This is a genomic window from Streptomyces sp. NPDC047525 (assembly GCF_040643025.1).
GTDB classification, from domain to species: domain Bacteria; phylum Actinomycetota; class Actinomycetes; order Streptomycetales; family Streptomycetaceae; genus Streptomyces; species Streptomyces durmitorensis.
Genome location: NZ_JBEYTL010000001.1, coordinates 337392 through 353674 on the forward strand (window position 1 = coordinate 337392; position 16283 = coordinate 353674).

The 16283-nt window shown below is 70.4% G+C and carries 15 protein-coding genes; 9 read left to right on the top strand and 6 right to left on the bottom strand.

Features of this window, described 5'->3' with window-relative positions; all coding sequences use genetic code 11:
* Positions 1–9 precede the first annotated feature (9 nt).
* Positions 10–1245: an FAD-dependent monooxygenase gene (locus tag ABZ833_RS01660; RefSeq protein WP_361039567.1), complete on the bottom strand. Its 1236-nt coding sequence runs from the start codon at positions 1243–1245 to the stop codon at positions 10–12.
* Complete coding sequence (locus ABZ833_RS01665) at positions 1242–2639, bottom strand: MFS transporter (RefSeq protein WP_361039571.1); 1398 nt, start codon at positions 2637–2639, stop codon at positions 1242–1244. Before ABZ833_RS01665 ends, ABZ833_RS01660 begins: the two co-directional genes overlap by 4 nt.
* 195 nt (positions 2640–2834) lie before the next feature.
* Here ABZ833_RS01665 and ABZ833_RS01670 point away from each other — a divergent pair, with 195 nt between their 5' ends.
* From ABZ833_RS01670 to ABZ833_RS01705, 8 genes are all read left to right on the top strand, one after another.
* The gene (locus ABZ833_RS01670; protein WP_361039573.1) at positions 2835–3488 is read left to right on the top strand and encodes a TetR/AcrR family transcriptional regulator; all 654 of its coding nucleotides are present in this window, start codon (positions 2835–2837) and stop codon (positions 3486–3488) included.
* Positions 3489–3876: 388 nt separating this feature from the next.
* A complete protein-coding gene (locus tag ABZ833_RS01675) occupies positions 3877–4518 on the top strand; it encodes a carbonic anhydrase (RefSeq protein ID WP_361039575.1) in 642 nt (213 codons plus the stop codon).
* 54 nt (positions 4519–4572) lie between these two features.
* Positions 4573–6123, top strand: coding sequence for a SulP family inorganic anion transporter (locus ABZ833_RS01680; protein WP_361039578.1), 1551 nt, complete (start codon positions 4573–4575; stop codon positions 6121–6123).
* A gap of 273 nt (positions 6124–6396) precedes the next feature.
* Positions 6397–6564, top strand: a complete 168-nt coding sequence (locus ABZ833_RS01685; RefSeq protein ID WP_361039581.1) for a hypothetical protein — start codon at positions 6397–6399, stop codon at positions 6562–6564.
* Positions 6565–6652: 88 nt separating this feature from the next.
* Positions 6653–7882 carry a hypothetical protein gene (locus ABZ833_RS01690; protein WP_361039584.1) on the top strand — a complete coding sequence of 410 codons (1230 nt, stop codon included), beginning with the start codon at positions 6653–6655 and terminating at the stop codon, positions 7880–7882.
* 164 nt (positions 7883–8046) lie between these two features.
* Positions 8047–8604: a hypothetical protein gene (locus ABZ833_RS01695; RefSeq protein WP_361039587.1), complete on the top strand. Its 558-nt coding sequence runs from the start codon at positions 8047–8049 to the stop codon at positions 8602–8604.
* Positions 8601–9872 (top strand): MFS transporter, encoded by a 1272-nt coding sequence (locus tag ABZ833_RS01700; RefSeq protein WP_361039590.1) that lies wholly within the window; start codon positions 8601–8603, stop codon positions 9870–9872. The genes ABZ833_RS01695 and ABZ833_RS01700 overlap by 4 nt, the downstream gene beginning before the upstream one ends.
* A gap of 266 nt (positions 9873–10138) precedes the next feature.
* Positions 10139–10519: an NUDIX domain-containing protein gene (locus ABZ833_RS01705; RefSeq protein WP_361039593.1), complete on the top strand. Its 381-nt coding sequence runs from the start codon at positions 10139–10141 to the stop codon at positions 10517–10519.
* 22 nt (positions 10520–10541) lie between these two features.
* Here ABZ833_RS01705 and ABZ833_RS01710 read toward each other — a convergent pair whose 3' ends face one another.
* From ABZ833_RS01710 to ABZ833_RS01720, 3 genes are read right to left on the bottom strand one after another with little or no spacing between them, the layout of a single operon-like run.
* The gene (locus tag ABZ833_RS01710) at positions 10542–12608 is read right to left on the bottom strand and encodes an iron ABC transporter permease (RefSeq protein WP_361039596.1); all 2067 of its coding nucleotides are present in this window, start codon (positions 12606–12608) and stop codon (positions 10542–10544) included.
* Between the two features lie 6 nt (positions 12609–12614).
* A complete protein-coding gene (locus ABZ833_RS01715) occupies positions 12615–13595 on the bottom strand; it encodes an iron-siderophore ABC transporter substrate-binding protein (protein WP_361039598.1) in 981 nt (326 codons plus the stop codon).
* Complete coding sequence (locus tag ABZ833_RS01720; RefSeq protein WP_249585519.1) at positions 13592–14464, bottom strand: ABC transporter ATP-binding protein; 873 nt, start codon at positions 14462–14464, stop codon at positions 13592–13594. Before ABZ833_RS01720 ends, ABZ833_RS01715 begins: the two co-directional genes overlap by 4 nt.
* 178 nt (positions 14465–14642) lie before the next feature.
* Between ABZ833_RS01720 and ABZ833_RS01725 the strand changes: the two genes are divergently transcribed.
* The gene (locus ABZ833_RS01725) at positions 14643–15380 is read left to right on the top strand and encodes a VOC family protein (protein WP_361039601.1); all 738 of its coding nucleotides are present in this window, start codon (positions 14643–14645) and stop codon (positions 15378–15380) included.
* Positions 15381–15448: 68 nt separating this feature from the next.
* Here ABZ833_RS01725 and ABZ833_RS01730 read toward each other — a convergent pair whose 3' ends face one another.
* Entirely contained in the window at positions 15449–16042 is a 594-nt protein-coding gene (locus ABZ833_RS01730; protein WP_249585521.1) for a hypothetical protein, read from the bottom strand.
* Positions 16043–16283: the final 241 nt, after the last annotated feature.

Sequence of the window (16283 nt, forward strand, 5' to 3'; positions counted from 1 at the left end):
AGGCACTCCTCAGCGGGTTCCTTCCAACTCGGGCAGGGTGAGGGCCGAGTGGGCCGGCTGCCCCTCCGGGGAGGGGGGCATGGTGCTGAGTCCGCGCAGCATGTCGTTGCGCTGCTCCAGGGCCCGTGCCGTGGTGGGGAAGAGCGTGGCGTCGCCCTCGCCGACCTTCGCCTGGTTCACGGTCACGAACTCACGGGTGGTGTGTTCGTAGGCGGCGAAGCCCGCGGCGTGGTCCCGGTCGGCCAGGGAGGCGGCGAGCATGTACGCGCCGACGAGCGCGAGGCTGGACCCCTGTCCGGTGAGGAACGAAGGTGCGTACGCGGCGTCGCCCACCAGCGCGACCCTGCCGCTGGACCAGCGGGGCATGCGGATCTGGCTAACCGCGTCGAAGAACACGTCGTCCGCGTCGCGCAGGGCGGCAAGCATGCCGGGGACCTCCCATCCCGCGTCGGCGAAGACCGCGGCGACCAGGTCCCGTTGGGCTTCGGGGTTCCGGAACGCGTCGTACGGCGGTTGTGGGTGGGCGAAGTTCAGGAAGGCGTGCACTTCGTCGTTGTCCCCCACGGCGTAGAGCGCCGCGGCTCTGCCCGGGGTGTTCCACATGACGGTCTCGTGGGAGAGCCCGAAGGTGTTGCGCATGGTGAACACGGCGAAGCAGTAGCCGAGATACCGGTGGAACTGCTCTTCGGGGCCGAACAGGGACGCGCGGGTCCGTGAGTGCAGACCGTCCGCACCGAACACCATGTCGAACGTACGCCTGCCGCCCCCGCGGAAAGTGACATCGACCCCGTGGGCGGACTGGTCGAGGGTGTCGATGGAGTCGTTGAACAAGAACTCCACGTCGTCACGGACCGCCGCGTGGAGAGCGGCGCTCAGATCCCCGCGCCGCACCTCCAGGTCCCGTCCCGCGACACCGCCGGTGACGGAGTGCGGATCGAGCGAGGCCACCTCGCCGCCGTCCCCGTCGAGGAAGGTCAGCCGGCGCAGGTCGATGTGCGCCTCCCGCAGGCGCGGCAGGATTCCCATCCTGCGGACGACCTCAAGTGCGGTGCCGCGCACGTCGATGGGATATCCACCGTCACGAAGCGTGCCCGCCTTCTCGACGACCGTGACCGCGCATCCGTGGCGGTTCAGCCAGAACGCGAGCGCCGGACCCGCGATGCTGGCACCGGATATCAGGACCGTGCGCCTCGGCGCCGTACGGGAATGCGTGGGGACGTCCGTCAACAGATCAGTGCGGGTCATTCCTTGACTCCTTTGCTCATGGTGCGGGTGACCAGCAGGGACAGGGCCGTGACGGCGCCGGCCACGACGAAGCCGGTGACGAAGGCCGATTCGGCCGGGACATCCGACCCGGAGGGGGTCCCGGCGGTGAGGATCGCTCCACTGACCTGCACACCAACGGCGAAGCCGATCACGCGCGTCACCAGGACCAGGCTGGTGGCGATGCCGGTGTCGCTCTGACCGACGGATGTGGCGGTCCTCGTCACCATCGCCGTGACGCACAGGCCGTTGGCGAGCGCGACCATCATCTTGCCGACGACGAGGTGCCAGACCTGGCTGTGCACGGCCGCCAGGGCGAGCAGGGCGGTGGCCATGATGACGGTCCCGGCGATGACCACGGCACGCGAGCCGAAGCGCCGCGCCCAGATCCCGCTGAGCGGCCCGGCGAGCGACGCGGCCACGGCGCCGGGCAGCAGGAAGAACCCGATCTCGGTGGCGCTGGCCCCGAAGCCGTACGCGTCTTCGGACACCTCGAACAACTGCGGGACGAGATAGACCGCCCCCGAGGTACCGACGCAGATCACGAACGTCAGCACGCACGACTTCCACACCGCGGGCCGTGCCAGCATGCGCAGATCGACCATCGGCGATGCCGCACGGCGCTCGACGGCCGTCCATCCGGTCGCGAAGGCTGCCAGCACCACGACGAGGGCGCCGAGCACGAGTGGCTGTGATCCGATGTCGGGCACAACGGCGAGCAGGAGCATGAGCGTGACCAGCGTGCCGCTCAGGAGAACCAGGCCCGGCCAGTCGAATCCGGCGTCGTCCGAACGACCCGGCGAATCGAGCGGCATCAGCCGGTTCACCAGCAGCGTGGCCCCGATGACCGCGAACGTCGGCAGCGCGAACATCCAGTGCCGGGAGAGCCCTTCCGCCACGGGACCGGCGGACAGCGTTCCCGCCATCCCGCCCCCCACGAACAGCCCGCTGACCACCCCGATGGCCACCTTCGCCTCTGCTGCGGGGAGGTGTTTGCGCACCAGGATGAACGACAGGGGAAGCGCACCCACCATCGCTCCCTGCAGTACCTGGCCGAACAGCAGCACCGGCAGGTTCGGCGCCAGGGCGGACACCAGGCCACCGGCCGAGACCACCGCCATCAGCCGTATCAGGACTCGCTTTCCGCCGTAGCGGTCGCCGAACTTGCCCGCGACCGGCGTGATGAGCGCGCCGGTGATGAGCAGCACGACGCTGAGTAACGCCCCTTCGGCCCGGCTCATGCCCAGCTCGCGTTGCAGGAGCGGGAGGGTCGGTGTCACTACCGACTCCAGGGCCCCGGTGGCGACCGCCAGCATGCCGAGGGCCCAGACAGTGCCCTTCCCGATGCGGACCGGGGGAGCCAGCGTTGCAGTCATGGACGTCCTTTCCGTCGTTGCCGGGCGAGTCCTTCGTGGACAGGTCCGTGGTCGCCCGGCGGGGTGAACTCGGGGAAGCGGTGACCGAGATGACGCCTGCACGGCTCCGTCGGGCGGAGCGGGTGCATGGGGACGGCACGCCATGAACCGGAGATTACACTACACCGTGCAGTGTAGGACGGTTAAGATGTGGCCATGCCGACGATGAAGACACCGACCACGAAGACACTGCGCGAGGGGTCCACGCGGAAGCGGGCCGCCATCCTCTCGGCGGCCCGGGAACTGTTCCTCGCCGACGGCTTCGACCGGTCCAGCGTCGACGCGGTCGCCGCCCGCGCGGAGGTGTCCAAGCGGACGGTCTATGACTACTTCGGCGACAAGCAGACGCTGCTGCAAGCGGTCGTCGACGGCGTCGGCCAGTCACTGATCACCACGATCCGGCGCACCCTCGACGACACTCTCACCGGCCTCGAAGAGGCAGCCGAACTCGAGGACGCCCTGGTCACGTTCTCGATGCGCATCGCGACCGACATGCTCGGCTCGGCGGAGTACGCAACGCTGCAGCGACTGGTCCGGGCGGAATCCGGCCACCTGCCGCACCGGGGCTACAACTCCATGGCCGACACTCCCGACGAGGCCATCGCCGAGCGGTTCGCCGCCCTGGGCGCCGCCGGGCTGCTCGACGTCCCCGACCCCCGACTCGCGGCCGACCAGTTCATCGCGCTGGCCTTCGGCGTCGCACTGGACAGGCTCGGTTCCGCGAACGCAGCGGAGGACAGCCGTGTTCAGCCACTCGTCGTCGAGGGAGTGCGGACGTTCCTCCGGGCATACCGGACCAATCAGGGCTGATAAGTACGAAAGAACAGTGCACGGTCAGCCAGATCGGCGACCGCGGACAGAGCGCGGACGGCGCAGCCAAGTCGTCGCTACTGCAAGCGCGTGCGAACGAAATGGCCGCGCGGACTCCACATGATCTCCACATGAACCTTGCCCAACGGTTGAGAGTTCGACCAACTCCCAGTTCAGGGGCGTTTATTACTCAATCTTTGGCAGATTTTTGCTCTGTCATCAGAGGTTAATGCGATGGCAAAGTGAGAGTCACAGCCGGAGTACAGGCTGTCTCTCGGGGCGACGTGGAACCCGCTGTCACTCAGCGGCCCGCGCCGCCTCACTGTCACCATCGACCCGACCACACCGCGTCCCGGCTCCGCCGCAGCGACGCAGGAGGCAGGCCATCATGAAGTCCCTGATCGACAACGCCCGTTCCTTCGCCGCGACACACGTCGCGGCCCCTCAAAACGCCGCGGCCTTCCAGGCCCTCGGGGCCGGGCAATCGCCCGAAGCCCTGTTCGTCACGTGCTCCGACTCGCGCGTCGTACCGGCCCTGATCACCGGAGCACGCCCCGGCGAACTCTTCGAACTCCGTACGGCGGGCAACGTCGTACCGCCCTACCCCTCCGGCAACGAAGCCGGCCAGGAGGGCCGCCCCCTGAGCGAGGCGGCCACCATCGAGTACGCGGTGTGCGTGCTCGGAGTCCGCGACATCGTCGTCTGCGGACACTCGCACTGCGGCGCGGTGGGCGCCCTGGTGCGGGGCGAAGACCTGTCGGCCGTACCGGCCGTGCGCGACTGGCTGGACCACTCCGTCGCCCCGGACGCCGCGGTGCGCTCCCTCGTCCCGTCCTCCGCGGACGTCGCGGAAGCCGTGCAGACACATGTGCTCGCGCAGGTGGAGAGGTTGCGCGCGTACCCGTGTGTGAGAGAGCGGATCGAGGACGGCTCGCTCACCCTGCACGCCTGGTACTACGAGGTGCACACCGGCACCGTCACCGCCCATCGCCCGTCGTCCGACGACCGGCCGGCGTTCGGTCCGCTGTGAGAGCCGCCGCGCCCCACCGACCGGACCGCTCCCACGACAGGACCCCCCACCCTCATGTCCTCCTTCCTCTCCTCCCTCCGCTCCCCCTTCCGCCCGCTGCGTGAACCGGGCGTCCTGCGCCAGGACTTCCTCGCCTCGCTCGTCGTCTTCCTGGTCGCCCTTCCGCTGTGCGTCGGCGTGGCCGTCGCCTCGGGCGTGCCCGCCGAACTGGGCCTGGTCACCGGCATCGTCGGCGGCCTGGTCGTCGGCTTCCTGCCGGGCAGCGCCCTGCAGGTGAGCGGGCCCGCCGCCGGACTCACCGTGCTCGTCTTCGAGGCGGTACAGGAGTTCGGGCTCGGCATGCTCGGCGCCATCGTGCTGCTCACCGGCGCCCTGCAGATCATCCTGGGCCTGCTGCGCTGCGGCCGCTGGTTCCGCGCCATCTCCGTGTCCGTCGTGCAGGGCATGCTCGCGGGCATCGGACTCGTCCTGATCCTCGGCCAGCTGTACACCATGGCCGGGGCCGAGCAGCCACGCTCCGGGCTCGACAAGATAGCCGGGCTTCCCGGGCTGCTCGTCGACGTGCTGGGTGACACCGCCTCACTGACCGCCGCGGCCCTGGGCCTTGGCACCATCGCCGTGCTCGTGCTGTGGCCGAAGCTGCCCGCGGCCGTGCGCGTGGTGCCCGCCCCGCTGGCCGCCGTCGCTCTGGCCACCGCGGTCTCCGCCGGGCTGAGCCTGGACGTGGCCAACGTGACGGTGCGCGGCCTGGTCGACGCCATCCAGCCGCCGGGGTTCGGCGACCTCGCCGCTCTGGGCAGCGTGGCCGTACTCGGCACGGTCCTGGCCTTCACCCTCATCGCCTCGGCCGAATCTCTGTTCAGCGCGGCCGCGGTGGACCGCATGCACGACGGTCCTCGCACGCAGTACGACAAGGAGCTGGTCGCCCAGGGCGTCGGCAACACGGTGTGCGGCGTGCTGGGTGCTCTGCCCATGACCGCGGTGATCGTGCGCAGCTCGGCCAACGTCGAGGCCGGCGCGCGTACGCCGCTCTCCCGTGTCCTGCACGGCGCGTGGCTGCTGCTGTTCGCCGTGCTGTTTCCGGCCGCGCTCGGCATCATCCCGCTGGCGGCGCTCGCCGGTGTCCTGGTCCACGCGGGCTGCAAGCTGATCCCCGTCAAGGAGATCGTCCCGCTCGCCCGCGCCCACCGGGGCGAGGCCCTGGTCCTGGCCACCACCGCGATCGCCATCGTGGTGACCAACATGTTCGAGGGCGTCGTGCTCGGCCTGGTGCTCGCGGTGGTCAAGTCCGCCTGGGACACCTCCCATGTGCACCTGGACGTACGGGAGCTGACCGGTGGCCGGATGGTGGTCACCCTCACCGGCAACGCCACGTTCCTTCGGCTGCCGCGCATCCTGGAGACCCTGGAGGCCCTGCCCAAGGACCGGCCCATCGAGCTGGATCTGACCGCGGTGCGCCATCTGGACCACGCCTGCCGTACGACGCTGGAGAACTGGGCCCTGCGGCACAACGACAGCGACACGGAAGCCGTGCGGATGAAGACGTCTCCGATGGCCGCTTCGGGTACCGAGAGTTCCACCGCGCAGGCACCTGCACGGCACTGAAGCCGGGCGTCCCCCTCTGATCGCCGTCTGCCGCCCGCCCCGGCGGCAGACGGTGCGCGGCCCGCGATGGGCCCCCTTGGCATGCCCGCGTGGCCGCGGGCTCACCTGGATGCAGGCAACAACCGGGCTTCGGCATGCGGTTCAGCCATCCAGTCCACCCCCATTGACTTTCCCTTGACCATCTCTTTACCTTCAAGGGGATGGGACGAAAGCCAATAGGCCCATCAATCCGGCAGCTATTGCTAAATACCCACCATCTATGGAGGTTTCATCATGGAGCAGCTCATCAAGCGCATGACCGAGGAGTCCGTGTGGCAGAAGTGGGTCGCCACCAACTCGGCCCAGCCGGGCTCCGGGCAGGGTTCGAAGGACGGCTGCATCAGCTCGGCGCCCAAGAGCGGCTGCATCAGCGCCACCGGCAAGAGCGGCTGTATCTCCTGAGCCGCTGATGCCGCGGGGCCGCCGCCGCACCCTTCGCGGCGGCGGCCCCGCCCCCGCTCCCCCACCCCCCGCCTGCACCGGAGCCGCCTTGAACCGCCTGCCGAGCGCCGACGTCCTGGACCGCGTACGCGACATCCCCCTCTACCGCGCCTCAGCCGAGCGCGGCGAGTTCCCGATCCTGGAGAAGCCGGACATCGCCCGGGGCTTCCCCGACAACTGGATGACACCGGAGCTGGCCCGGGCCCTGGAGACGGGCGAGGCCGAGTTCGTGCTCTCGACCGGGACCAACCACGCCCGCATGCAGATCATCCGGCCGCCGTACTTCCTGCTCCGCTCCTACTACCGCCTGTGGAGCGAACACCCCGACCTCGGCACCACCTGGCACGCCGGTGCCCGGCGCATCTCCCTGACCACCGTCCTCGCCACCGAACACGTCGCGCGCGTCAACGCCGCCAAGCCGGGCGCGACTCCCGGCGAACGATGGCTCGACGACCGCACCCTGTACCTCAACCGGCAGCTGGACCCGGCCGGTTGGGGGCGTCCGGAGGTCGAGCGGATGCTCGCCGAGATCCGGGAGGTCGCCGCCGCGCACCCCGACGGCTCGTATCTCCTGGACTGCTCCGGGTACCACCTGGCGCATCTGGTCCGCAGAGTCACCGAGTGGGGCCTGTGGGACGGATTTCCTCGACCGGCAGGCATCGTGCATGCCTACGAATACACGCCGTTGAACGTCCGCGCCTACCTGCGCGCCCACTTCGACTGCCCCGTGGTCGACCTCTTCGGCAGCACGGAACTGGGCTACCTGTTCTACAGCGATGCCGATGGCCGCTATCAGCCCTATCTGCACGACATGAGCGTGGAGTTGATCCCGGTGGAGCCGGGCAGCGGCATCCACAGCCTCATCGTCACCAGCATCCGCAATCCCTACATGCCGCTCGTGCGCTACCGGTCCGGCGACTGCGTCCGTACCCGCGACGGCAGCACGGACCCGAAGGAGATCGTCTCCTTCTGCGGCCGTGAGAAGGAACTGCTGCCCACACCCGGCGGCGGCCCCGTCGCCCAGGCCGACCTGGATGCGCGCATCGCCGCCGTCTGCCCCCGCGTCTTCCTGCACCAGTTGCGGCTGACCGGCGATGACCAGTGCCTGCTGTGGTGCACGACCTTCGACGACGTGCCGCTGACGCCCGCCGAGGAGAGCGAGCTCGCGGCATCCGTGGGCGTCCTGACGGGCCGCTCCTGCCGCGTCGAGCACCGCGCGCACGTACCGATCGGACGCTCGGGCAAGTACGCCTGGCTGTCCACGCCCGACCCTTCCTGACTCCCTGACTCCCTGGCTCCCTCCCGGCCCCCTCCTGACCACTGCCCGATTCCCGCCCGCAGCACCGACGCCGCGACGCCGAATCCCCGGCGTGCGCGGCCAGTTGCCCCGCCCAGGCGCGGCCGGTCGCCCCGCCGCTGCGCCTTTGCCGACAGGACGACGCCATGCACACAACTGCCGCCCCCGCCTCTTCCGAAGCCAGCGCGGAGACAGCCCCCACCGCCCACGAACTGCTCGGCAGCGCTCTGCACGATGAGGTGGTGGCCCACTTCGCGGCGAAGCCCGGCGCTCCGGCCGCCTCCGTCGTCACTCACCAGGTCCGCGAGTGTCTGCGCTATCTCTACCTGGTCTCGCGCCATCCCGACCGGCTCGGCGGCCTCTTCCTCCCCGTCGAGCAGGACATCGACGAGATCTGGCACTACCTCATCCTGCAGACCCGTGAGTACCAGGACCTGTGCGAACAGCGGCTGCCCGGCGGCCACTTCATCCACCACCGCAGCATCTCGTACGACGCCTATCAAGCGGCCCCGGGGCGCGAGACGGCCGCCGAGGAGGCCCTGCGGTGGATTCCCCTCTACACCGCCGCGTTCGGGCCGTTCGACGAGGACGCCCTGCCGCACTGGACGGTCGTACGGTTCCTGCACGACGTGCTGGACCTGTCCCTCGCGCAGATCGCCGACATCGCCGTCGACGGGAAAGCGCCGGTGCGGGGAACGGCATGACCACCACCGTCACGCGAACCGGAGAAGAGGCGTCGCCCCACGTGCTGCGGCGCGTGTTGTCCGTGCTCGTCCTCTCGCAGGCACTCGGCGGCGCGGGCATGGCGGCCGGCATCACGGTCGGCGCGCTGCTCGCCGAGGATCTGCTCGGTTCCACGGGTCTGGCCGGGCTGCCGACCGCCCTGTTCACCGGGGGCGCGGCCCTGGGAGCCGCGTTCATCGGGCGGGTCTCGCAACGCCACGGGCGGCGCCCCGGCCTGGCGCTGGGGCACGGCATCGCCGCGCTCGGCAGCGCCGGAGTCGTGGCGGCTGCCGCGGGCCAGTGGGCGGGGCTGCTCCTTGTGTCGCTCTTCGTGTACGGGGTGGGTACGGCCACCGGGCTGCTCGCCCGGTACGCGGGCGCCGACCTCGCCCCGCCCGAGCGGCGGGGTCGCGCCACCGGCACGGTGCTGCTCGCCACGACGCTGGGCGCGGTCGCGGGACCCAACCTCGTCGGACCCACCGGTGCCCTCGCACACGCCTGGGGCATCCCGCGTCTTGCCGGGCCCTTCCTGCTCGCGGCGCTCGCCTACACGGCCGCGGGTCTTGTGCTGTTGGTCTGGCTGCGTCCTGACCCGTTGTTCCTTGCCCGTCTCCAGCAGCCGCAGAACGCCGCGGGCACCCAGGTGCCGGTGCCGGAGGCCGTGGCCGCCTCGCCGACACCCCGGGCGTCGGAACGCTTCTCCCCCGGGGTCGTCACCGGCGCCACCGTGATGATCACCGCCCAGCTGGTCATGATCGCCGTGATGACGATGACTCCCCTGCACATGACCGGGCATGGCCACAGCACGCAGGCCGCGGGGTTCGTCATCGCCCTGCACGTGGGCGCGATGTTCCTGCCCTCGCCACTGAGCGGTCTGCTCGCCGACCGGATCGGCAGACTGCCCGTGGCCGCGGCGTCGGGGGCCGTCCTGCTGGGCGCGGGCGTACTCGCGGGCCTCGCACCGCCGGACAGCATGCCGCTGCTGGCCTGTGCGCTGGTCCTGCTCGGCCTGGGCTGGAACCTCGCGCTGGTCAGCGGCACCGCCTTGATCACCGATGCCGCCCCGGCCGACCGCCGTGCCTCGGTGCAGGGTTTGGCCGACGTGGGCATGTCCTTGGCGGGTGCGACGGGTGGCATGGCCTCGGGCCTGGTGGTGGCGGGCGGCGGCTATCCGCTTCTGGCAGTCACCGCGGGAACCCTGGCCCTCGCGGTGATCCCCATAGTGGCCCTACGCGGCACTTCACGCTGACGGCCGGTCAAGTCTCTGGTGCTGGTGCTGGTGCCGGTGCCGGTGCTCCGGCGAATCCCATCGAAAGTCGGATGCGTGACCCGCGCTTTCCGGGGCAACCGCCCTAATGAGCCCCGCCGCGTCCCCCCGTCGCGGCGGGGCCGCTGCGTGCCTCAGCGCTGGACGGTGCCGCTGGTCGCCGATGGGGTGCGGGAAGATGATCCGCATGCCACGCGACAGCGAAACAGGCGCCCCCACACATCGACAGTGCAGGCCCTCTGGCCGTGGTGGCAGCCGCGATCGTTCAGGAGGGGCGCCTGCTGGTCGTCAGCAAGCAGGCGGATCCCACCGTCTTCTATCTGCCGGGCGGCAAGCCCGATGCGGGCGAGGCACCGCTGGAGACCCTGGTCCGTGAACTGGACGAAGAGCTCGGGGTGGAGCCCCTGGAGCCTCGGTTCCTGGCCGATGTCGAGGCCATGGCCGCCCTTGAGCGCATACCCATGAGGCTCTCGGTCTTCGAGGCGCGGATCGGCCAGGATCCCGAACCCGCCGGCGAGCTGTCCGCCCTGCGGTGGATTTCAGGGCAGGAGCGGGATGTTCGGCTCGCCCCCGCGGTCAGGGATCACGTCCTGCCGCTGCTCAGACAGCGCGGAGCCCTGGCGGCGTAGCGACGCACGCGGCCGCCGCCCGCTAGCGGCGGCTGCGCACCAGCAAGTAGACGAAGTAGGGCGTCCCTACGACCGCGGTCATGAGTCCGGCGCCCAGTTGGGCCGGGGCGATGACCGTCCGGCCCAGCAGGTCCGCGAGGCAGACCAGGATCGCGCCGAGCAGCATCGCGGCCGGGACGACGCGTACGTGCCGTCGTCCCACAAGTGCGCGGGCCGCGTGCGGTGCCACGAGTCCCACGAAGCCGATCGTGCCCGCCGCGGCCACCGCGGTGGCGCTGAGCAGCACGCTCACGATGAGGAAGCCGAGGCGTCCGCGAGCCAGGTCGAGGCCCAGGAGCCGGGGGGTGTCCTCGTCGAGCGACACGAGGTCGAGTTCCTTGCGGCGTGCGACGGCGACGACGGTCGCCACGACCAGCACGCCCGCGACCGGCAGGAGGTCGGTGCCGGACCGGCCGTAGGTGGAGCCCGAGAGCCAGATCAGCGCCTTGGTCGCGCTGAACCGGTCGGTGAGCACGATCAGGAGGCTGATGAGCGCCATCGTCCCGGTGGACACACCGAAGCCGACGAGGACGAGCCTGCTGTTCTGGAAGCCGCCCTTGGCCGCGAGTCCGAAGACGACCACGGCGCTGACCGCGGCACCGGCGAACGCCGCGCCCGCGATGCTCCACGATCCGGAGCCCGGTGCCGTGGTGACAAGGATGATGGCACCGAGCGCCGCTCCCCCGGAGACGCCGAGGACACCGGGTTCCGCGAGCGGATTGCGGGTCACGGACTGCACGAGGGTGCCGGACAGCGCGAGCGCGGCACCCGCGAGGAGCGCGGCGAGCACCCGTGGCACGCGGGTGTCGAGGACGAAGGTGATGGCTTGGCCTGACTGGCCCCGGACCCAGTTTGCCACGTCGCCGAGCAGGAACGTGCTGTCGCCGACGAGCACGGCGGTGATCGTGACGCCGACCAGCGCGCCCACGAGGAGCACCACGGTGATGACGTACGCGGTCCGGCTCGGGATGCGCAGCCGGTCCGGCGCGGCCGCACCGGCGCCGTCGCGGGTGCGCATCGCCATGACGACGAGGAACACGGCGCCGACGACGCTGGTGATGACGCCTGTGGGAACGGTGACCGCGGTCTGGGATGACGTCACGGCGCGCAGAAGTACGTCGGAACCGAGCACGAGGGCGGCGCCCACGAGACCCGCGACGGGGATGCGGGTCCGGTGGCGCAGGAGGGCACGGACCCGGCCGGCGAGCGGGCGCACCAGGGCCGGCGCGCACAGGCCCACGAAGGCGATCGGTCCGGCAAGCGTCACCGTTCCGGCGGCCAGCAGCGACGCGAGGACGACAGCCGTGACGCGGGTGCCGCGGACCGGGATGCCGAGGCCGCGCGCGGCGTCGTCGCCCAGGGCCAGGGCGTCGATGCGGCGGGCGATCAGCAGGAGGCCCGCGAGTGCGGCCACGATGACGGGCGCCATCTGGGCCACGCCGTCGAATCCGTTCTGGCTGATGCTCCCCTGGCCCCACTTGTAGAGGCCCTCGGTCCGTTCGGGGAACAGCAGGAGCAGCGCCTCGGTGATGGCGTTGAGCCCGAGGGCGAGCGCGCTGCCCGCGAGGACGAGGCGCACCGTTCCGGCACTCCGTCCCGCGAGGACGAGGACGACGGCGGCAGCGGCGAGGCCGCCGACGAACGCCACGCCCGACGAGGCGAGCAGCGGAGCCGTCGCACCGCTGGCGACCAGGAGGGTCAGCGCGAGGTACGAACCGGCGTTGACGGCGAGGGTGTCCGGCGAGGCAAGGACATTGCGGCTGATGGCCTGGAGGGCGGCGCCGGCCGCTCCGAGCGCGACACCGACGAGTATCCCGGCGACCATGCGCGGCAGGCGCGAGGCGATGACGACGGAGGAGTCGCCCTGCTCGGCCTGGCCGGTGAGGGCTCTCCACACCTGGCCGGGGCCGACGGACGCGGTGCCTTGCGTGATGTCGACGACGGCGAGGACGGCGACCAGAAGGATGAGACCGGCCGTCACCGCGACCGCGCCCGTGGGGGACGCGACCGCGCGCTCGGGCGTGGTTGAGGGCGTTGCGGTGACGGCCACGGTCTCCTACTTCTTCAGGCTGTCGACGAGGGCGTCGATGTACGCCTCCATCGCCTCGGGGCCGCCGAACATCCAGATGCCGTCGGGCAGGCGGTGGACCTCGTCGTCCTTGACGAACGGCAGCGACTTCCAGACGGAGTTGTCGGCGAGCTCGTCGGTGAACACGTCGGAGCTGCCGTCGCTCTTGTTGCCGAGGTAGACGAACTTCACGTCGTCATCGAGCGCCGTGAGGCCCTCGACGTCGGTGGTGGCGAGCCCGTAGTCCTTGTCGCCCTTGATCTTCCAGGCGTTCTTGAGGCCGAGGTCCTCGTTGACGGCGCCGAGGAGGGAGTTGCTGGTGTATCCGCGTATGGAGACCTGGTTGGAAGCGGCGTAGCCGTCGGCGAAGGCGACCTTCGAGCCGTCGAGCTTGGCCTCCTTCAGCGCCTTCTTGCCCTCGGCTACCTTCGCCTCGTACGACTCCTTGGCCTTCTTGGCCTCAGTGGTCGTGCCGGTGGCCTTGGCGATGACGTCCAGGGTGTCGAACATCTGGCCCACCTGGTCGGCGCCGTCGGCGGCCTTGACCTGGAGGACGGGAGCCACCTTCTTCATCTGCTTCACCGCGGAGGCCGACATGTCGGTCGTGGTGACGATGAGGTCAGGGGTGAGCCCGGCGAGGGTGTCCATGCTCGGCTCGCCGCGGGTACCGATGTCCTTGGGGTCGTTCTTCAGCGGAACCGCGGAGTCCCACGCCTTGTATCCCTTGACGTCGGCGACACCGACGGGGTCCACGCCGAGCGTGACCATGGACTCGACGACGTTCCACTCGGTTCCGACGACCTTCTTGGCCGGGCCGTCGAGCTTCACCGACGCGCCGCCTGCGTCGGTGAGGGTGATCGGTTCGGACTTCTTGTCCGAACTGGCCTTCTCGGGCTCGGACGTGCCACAACCGGACAGGATGAGGGCAACGGCGGTGGCGGCCGCCGCGGCGATGAGGGGGCGTCTCATGAGGAGGTGTGGAGCCTTTCGCTTCTGCTGTGGTGGCGGCCTATCGCGCGGGTGCGCAGCCGGCCGGTGAGGGGGTCTGTGTCGACCTCGATGCGGATGCCGTACGTCTCGGACAGGCGCTCCGGCAGCAGTACGTCCGCGGGGGCGCCGTCGGCGACGATGCGCCCGGCGTCGAGGAGGGCGATCCGGTCGGCGACGGCGGCCGCCTGGTCGAGGTCGTGCAGGACGACGCCGACCGCGATGCCGCCGTCGTCCGCGAGGTCACGCATCAGGTCGAGGAGTTCGATCTGGTAGCGCAGGTCCAGGTAGGTGGTCGGCTCGTCGAGGAGGAGCACGCCGGTCTCCTGGGCGAGACAGCTGGCGAGCCACACCCGCTGCAACTGCCCGCCGGAGAGCTGGTCGACGGCGCGGTCGGCGAGGTTGTCCACGCCGGTCAGGGTGAGCACGCGCTCCACCACGGCGGCGCCCCCGACATCCGCCTGGCCCCAGCGGCCCCGGTAGGGGTAGCGGCCGAACTCCACGACGTCACGCACGCTCAGGCCGCCGGGCGTGGGGCGTCCTTGGGTCAGGAGCGCGACGCGACGGGCGAACTGGCGGGCGGTGAGGTCGAAGCCGTCGGCGGCATCGGCCGTGCCGGAATCGAGGGTCAGCGTGCCGCGCCGTGCGCCCTGCAAGCGGGCGACGGTACGCAGAAGCGTCGACTTGCCGCTCCCGTTGGGGCCGACAAGAGCGGTCACTTCGCCGGGCCTGAGCTGGATGGCAGCGTCGTGGACGACATCGACACCGTCGTACGACACCGTCATGTGCTCGGCGGACAATTCGTGACCGCGCGGACGTGTGGCGCTACCTGCGCGTTCACCTGATCTCACGGCGTGCAGGTTAGCCTAACCTTAGTCTGGCTGGAAGTAGGGGGTCCGAACCCGGGCGAAGGCCACGAGGCGGCACACCCCTGACGGAGGCTGCGGCCGATCACCCTTTTGCCCCTCAACCGGGCGTCTTGTCAGCCCAGTTGAAGCGCGCCGCTCACGCGCGCATAAGATCCACGGCATGGCGACACGGCTTGTTCAAATCGCAATGAACGCTCGGGACGACTCCGCCCTCGGCGGGTTCTGGGCCGAGGTGCTCGGCTGGGGCGTTTCCAGCGAGGGGCCCGGCGTGACCAACATCGAACCGGTGGGCCTCGGCTATCCCGACGCCACCGCCCTCTTCCTGGACGTCCTTCGCGTGCCGGAACCCAAGACCGTGAAGAACCGCGTGCACATCGACCTGGCCAGCACCTCCGCCCCCCATCAGGCGGAGCTGGTCGCGCGCCTCAAGGGTCTGGGGGCGAAGCCCGCGGATGTGGGCCAGGGCGATGTTCCCTGGACCGTCCTTGCGGACCCGGAAGGCAACGAGTTCTGCGTCCTCGAGCCGCGGGAGATCTATCGCGACACCGGGCCGATGGCCGCGGTGGTGGTCGACTGTGCGGATCCGCGCGCCATGGCCCGGTTCTGGGGCGAGGCGATGGACTGGACCGTGCACGAGGTGACCGACGACCGTGCGGCGCTGCGCTCCGCCCAGGGCGTCGGCCCGTATCTGGAGTTCCTCCGCTCTCCCGACGCGAAGACAGTGAAGAACCGCATCCACCTCGACCTGCGCCCGTACGCCGGTGACGATCACGAGGCGGAGGTGGCCCGGCTACGGACTCTGGGCGCCGTCGACGTCGACCTCGGTCAGGGCGATGCGCCGTGGACGGTCCTGGCCGACCCCGAAGGCAACGAGTTCTGCGTCCTCACCCCGCGCTGAGGTCCGCCCGATCCGCCCGATGCGGTCGGCACCGGTGACGCCTCGGTGCCGACCGCATACACGCGCCGTCAGTACAGCTTCGCGACGGCCTTGATGGTCGTGGTCTTGAAGTCGGCCACCTGCGCGTGGGCGAAGTTGCCCATCTGGCCCCACTGGACCAGTGTCACCGTGTTCCCGTCCCGGCCGACCGAGAACATGTTGATGTCGGAGGCGCCCCACGTGGCCTCGGTGTGGACGCCGTAGACGTGGGCGCCTTCCTCGACGTTCAGCTTTCCGTAGTACTTCTGCGTCGCGGTGATCTCGGGATCCTGCTCCATCACCTTCGCCGCGCAGCCTGCGAGGTCCTTGCGCAGCAGGGCCGCGAAGTCCTTGGCGCGCTGCTCGCTGCGCTCGACCACCGTCACCTGGAGGGCGCCGGTGTCGTAGTCCGTGCGGTAGGCGCGGTGCACGGAGATCGACGGCAGCGCCTCCCCCACACACATCGGCAGCGGGTCGGGCTGCCCCGCGGTCACCGGTCCCGCGCTCCACGCCGACGTCGCGTGCGGCGGCAGTTCGGCCGGAGCCAGGAACCGGGGCGAGTCGGCGGCGGCCGCCGGACCCGTACCGGCGACCACACCCGCCACGGCCACAGCGGCCCCCAGCGCACACAGTCCTCGGCTCATACGAACACTCATGATCGTCAACTCCCCGTTCTCGGAAGCACAGCCTGCCTGTTGCTCCCACGCCACGTACGACCCGCGACACCCCGAACCCGTTGCCCTCGCCCACGTCACAGGCCTGTCCGCGATGTCACCGAACGGTAATACGCACATGTGGGGCGGCTGCGGCCGACAAGCGGGGGCAGGGGAAGATTGTGTGCCGCCCGCCTCCGCGTAACGGACACGGGCGACCGGCGTCCAAGGG

Bases quoted from the DNA above. Each gene is read 5' to 3' on its own strand.
- ABZ833_RS01715 (WP_361039598.1), bottom strand. From the start codon at position 13,595: ATGAGACGCCCCCTCATCGCCGCGGCGGCCGCCACCGCCGTTGCCCTC.
- ABZ833_RS01660 (WP_361039567.1), bottom strand. From the start codon at position 1,245: ATGACCCGCACTGATCTGTTGACGGACGTCCCCACGCATTCCCGTACG.
- ABZ833_RS01700 (WP_361039590.1), top strand. From the start codon at position 8,601: ATGACCACCACCGTCACGCGAACCGGAGAAGAGGCGTCGCCCCACGTG.
- ABZ833_RS01665 (WP_361039571.1), bottom strand. From the start codon at position 2,639: ATGACTGCAACGCTGGCTCCCCCGGTCCGCATCGGGAAGGGCACTGTC.
- ABZ833_RS01685 (WP_361039581.1), top strand. From the start codon at position 6,397: ATGGAGCAGCTCATCAAGCGCATGACCGAGGAGTCCGTGTGGCAGAAG.
- ABZ833_RS01725 (WP_361039601.1), top strand. From the start codon at position 14,643: ATGGCGACACGGCTTGTTCAAATCGCAATGAACGCTCGGGACGACTCC.
- ABZ833_RS01670 (WP_361039573.1), top strand. From the start codon at position 2,835: ATGCCGACGATGAAGACACCGACCACGAAGACACTGCGCGAGGGGTCC.
- ABZ833_RS01675 (WP_361039575.1), top strand. From the start codon at position 3,877: ATGAAGTCCCTGATCGACAACGCCCGTTCCTTCGCCGCGACACACGTC.
- ABZ833_RS01680 (WP_361039578.1), top strand. From the start codon at position 4,573: ATGTCCTCCTTCCTCTCCTCCCTCCGCTCCCCCTTCCGCCCGCTGCGT.
- ABZ833_RS01695 (WP_361039587.1), top strand. From the start codon at position 8,047: ATGCACACAACTGCCGCCCCCGCCTCTTCCGAAGCCAGCGCGGAGACA.
- ABZ833_RS01730 (WP_249585521.1), bottom strand. From the start codon at position 16,042: ATGAGCCGAGGACTGTGTGCGCTGGGGGCCGCTGTGGCCGTGGCGGGT.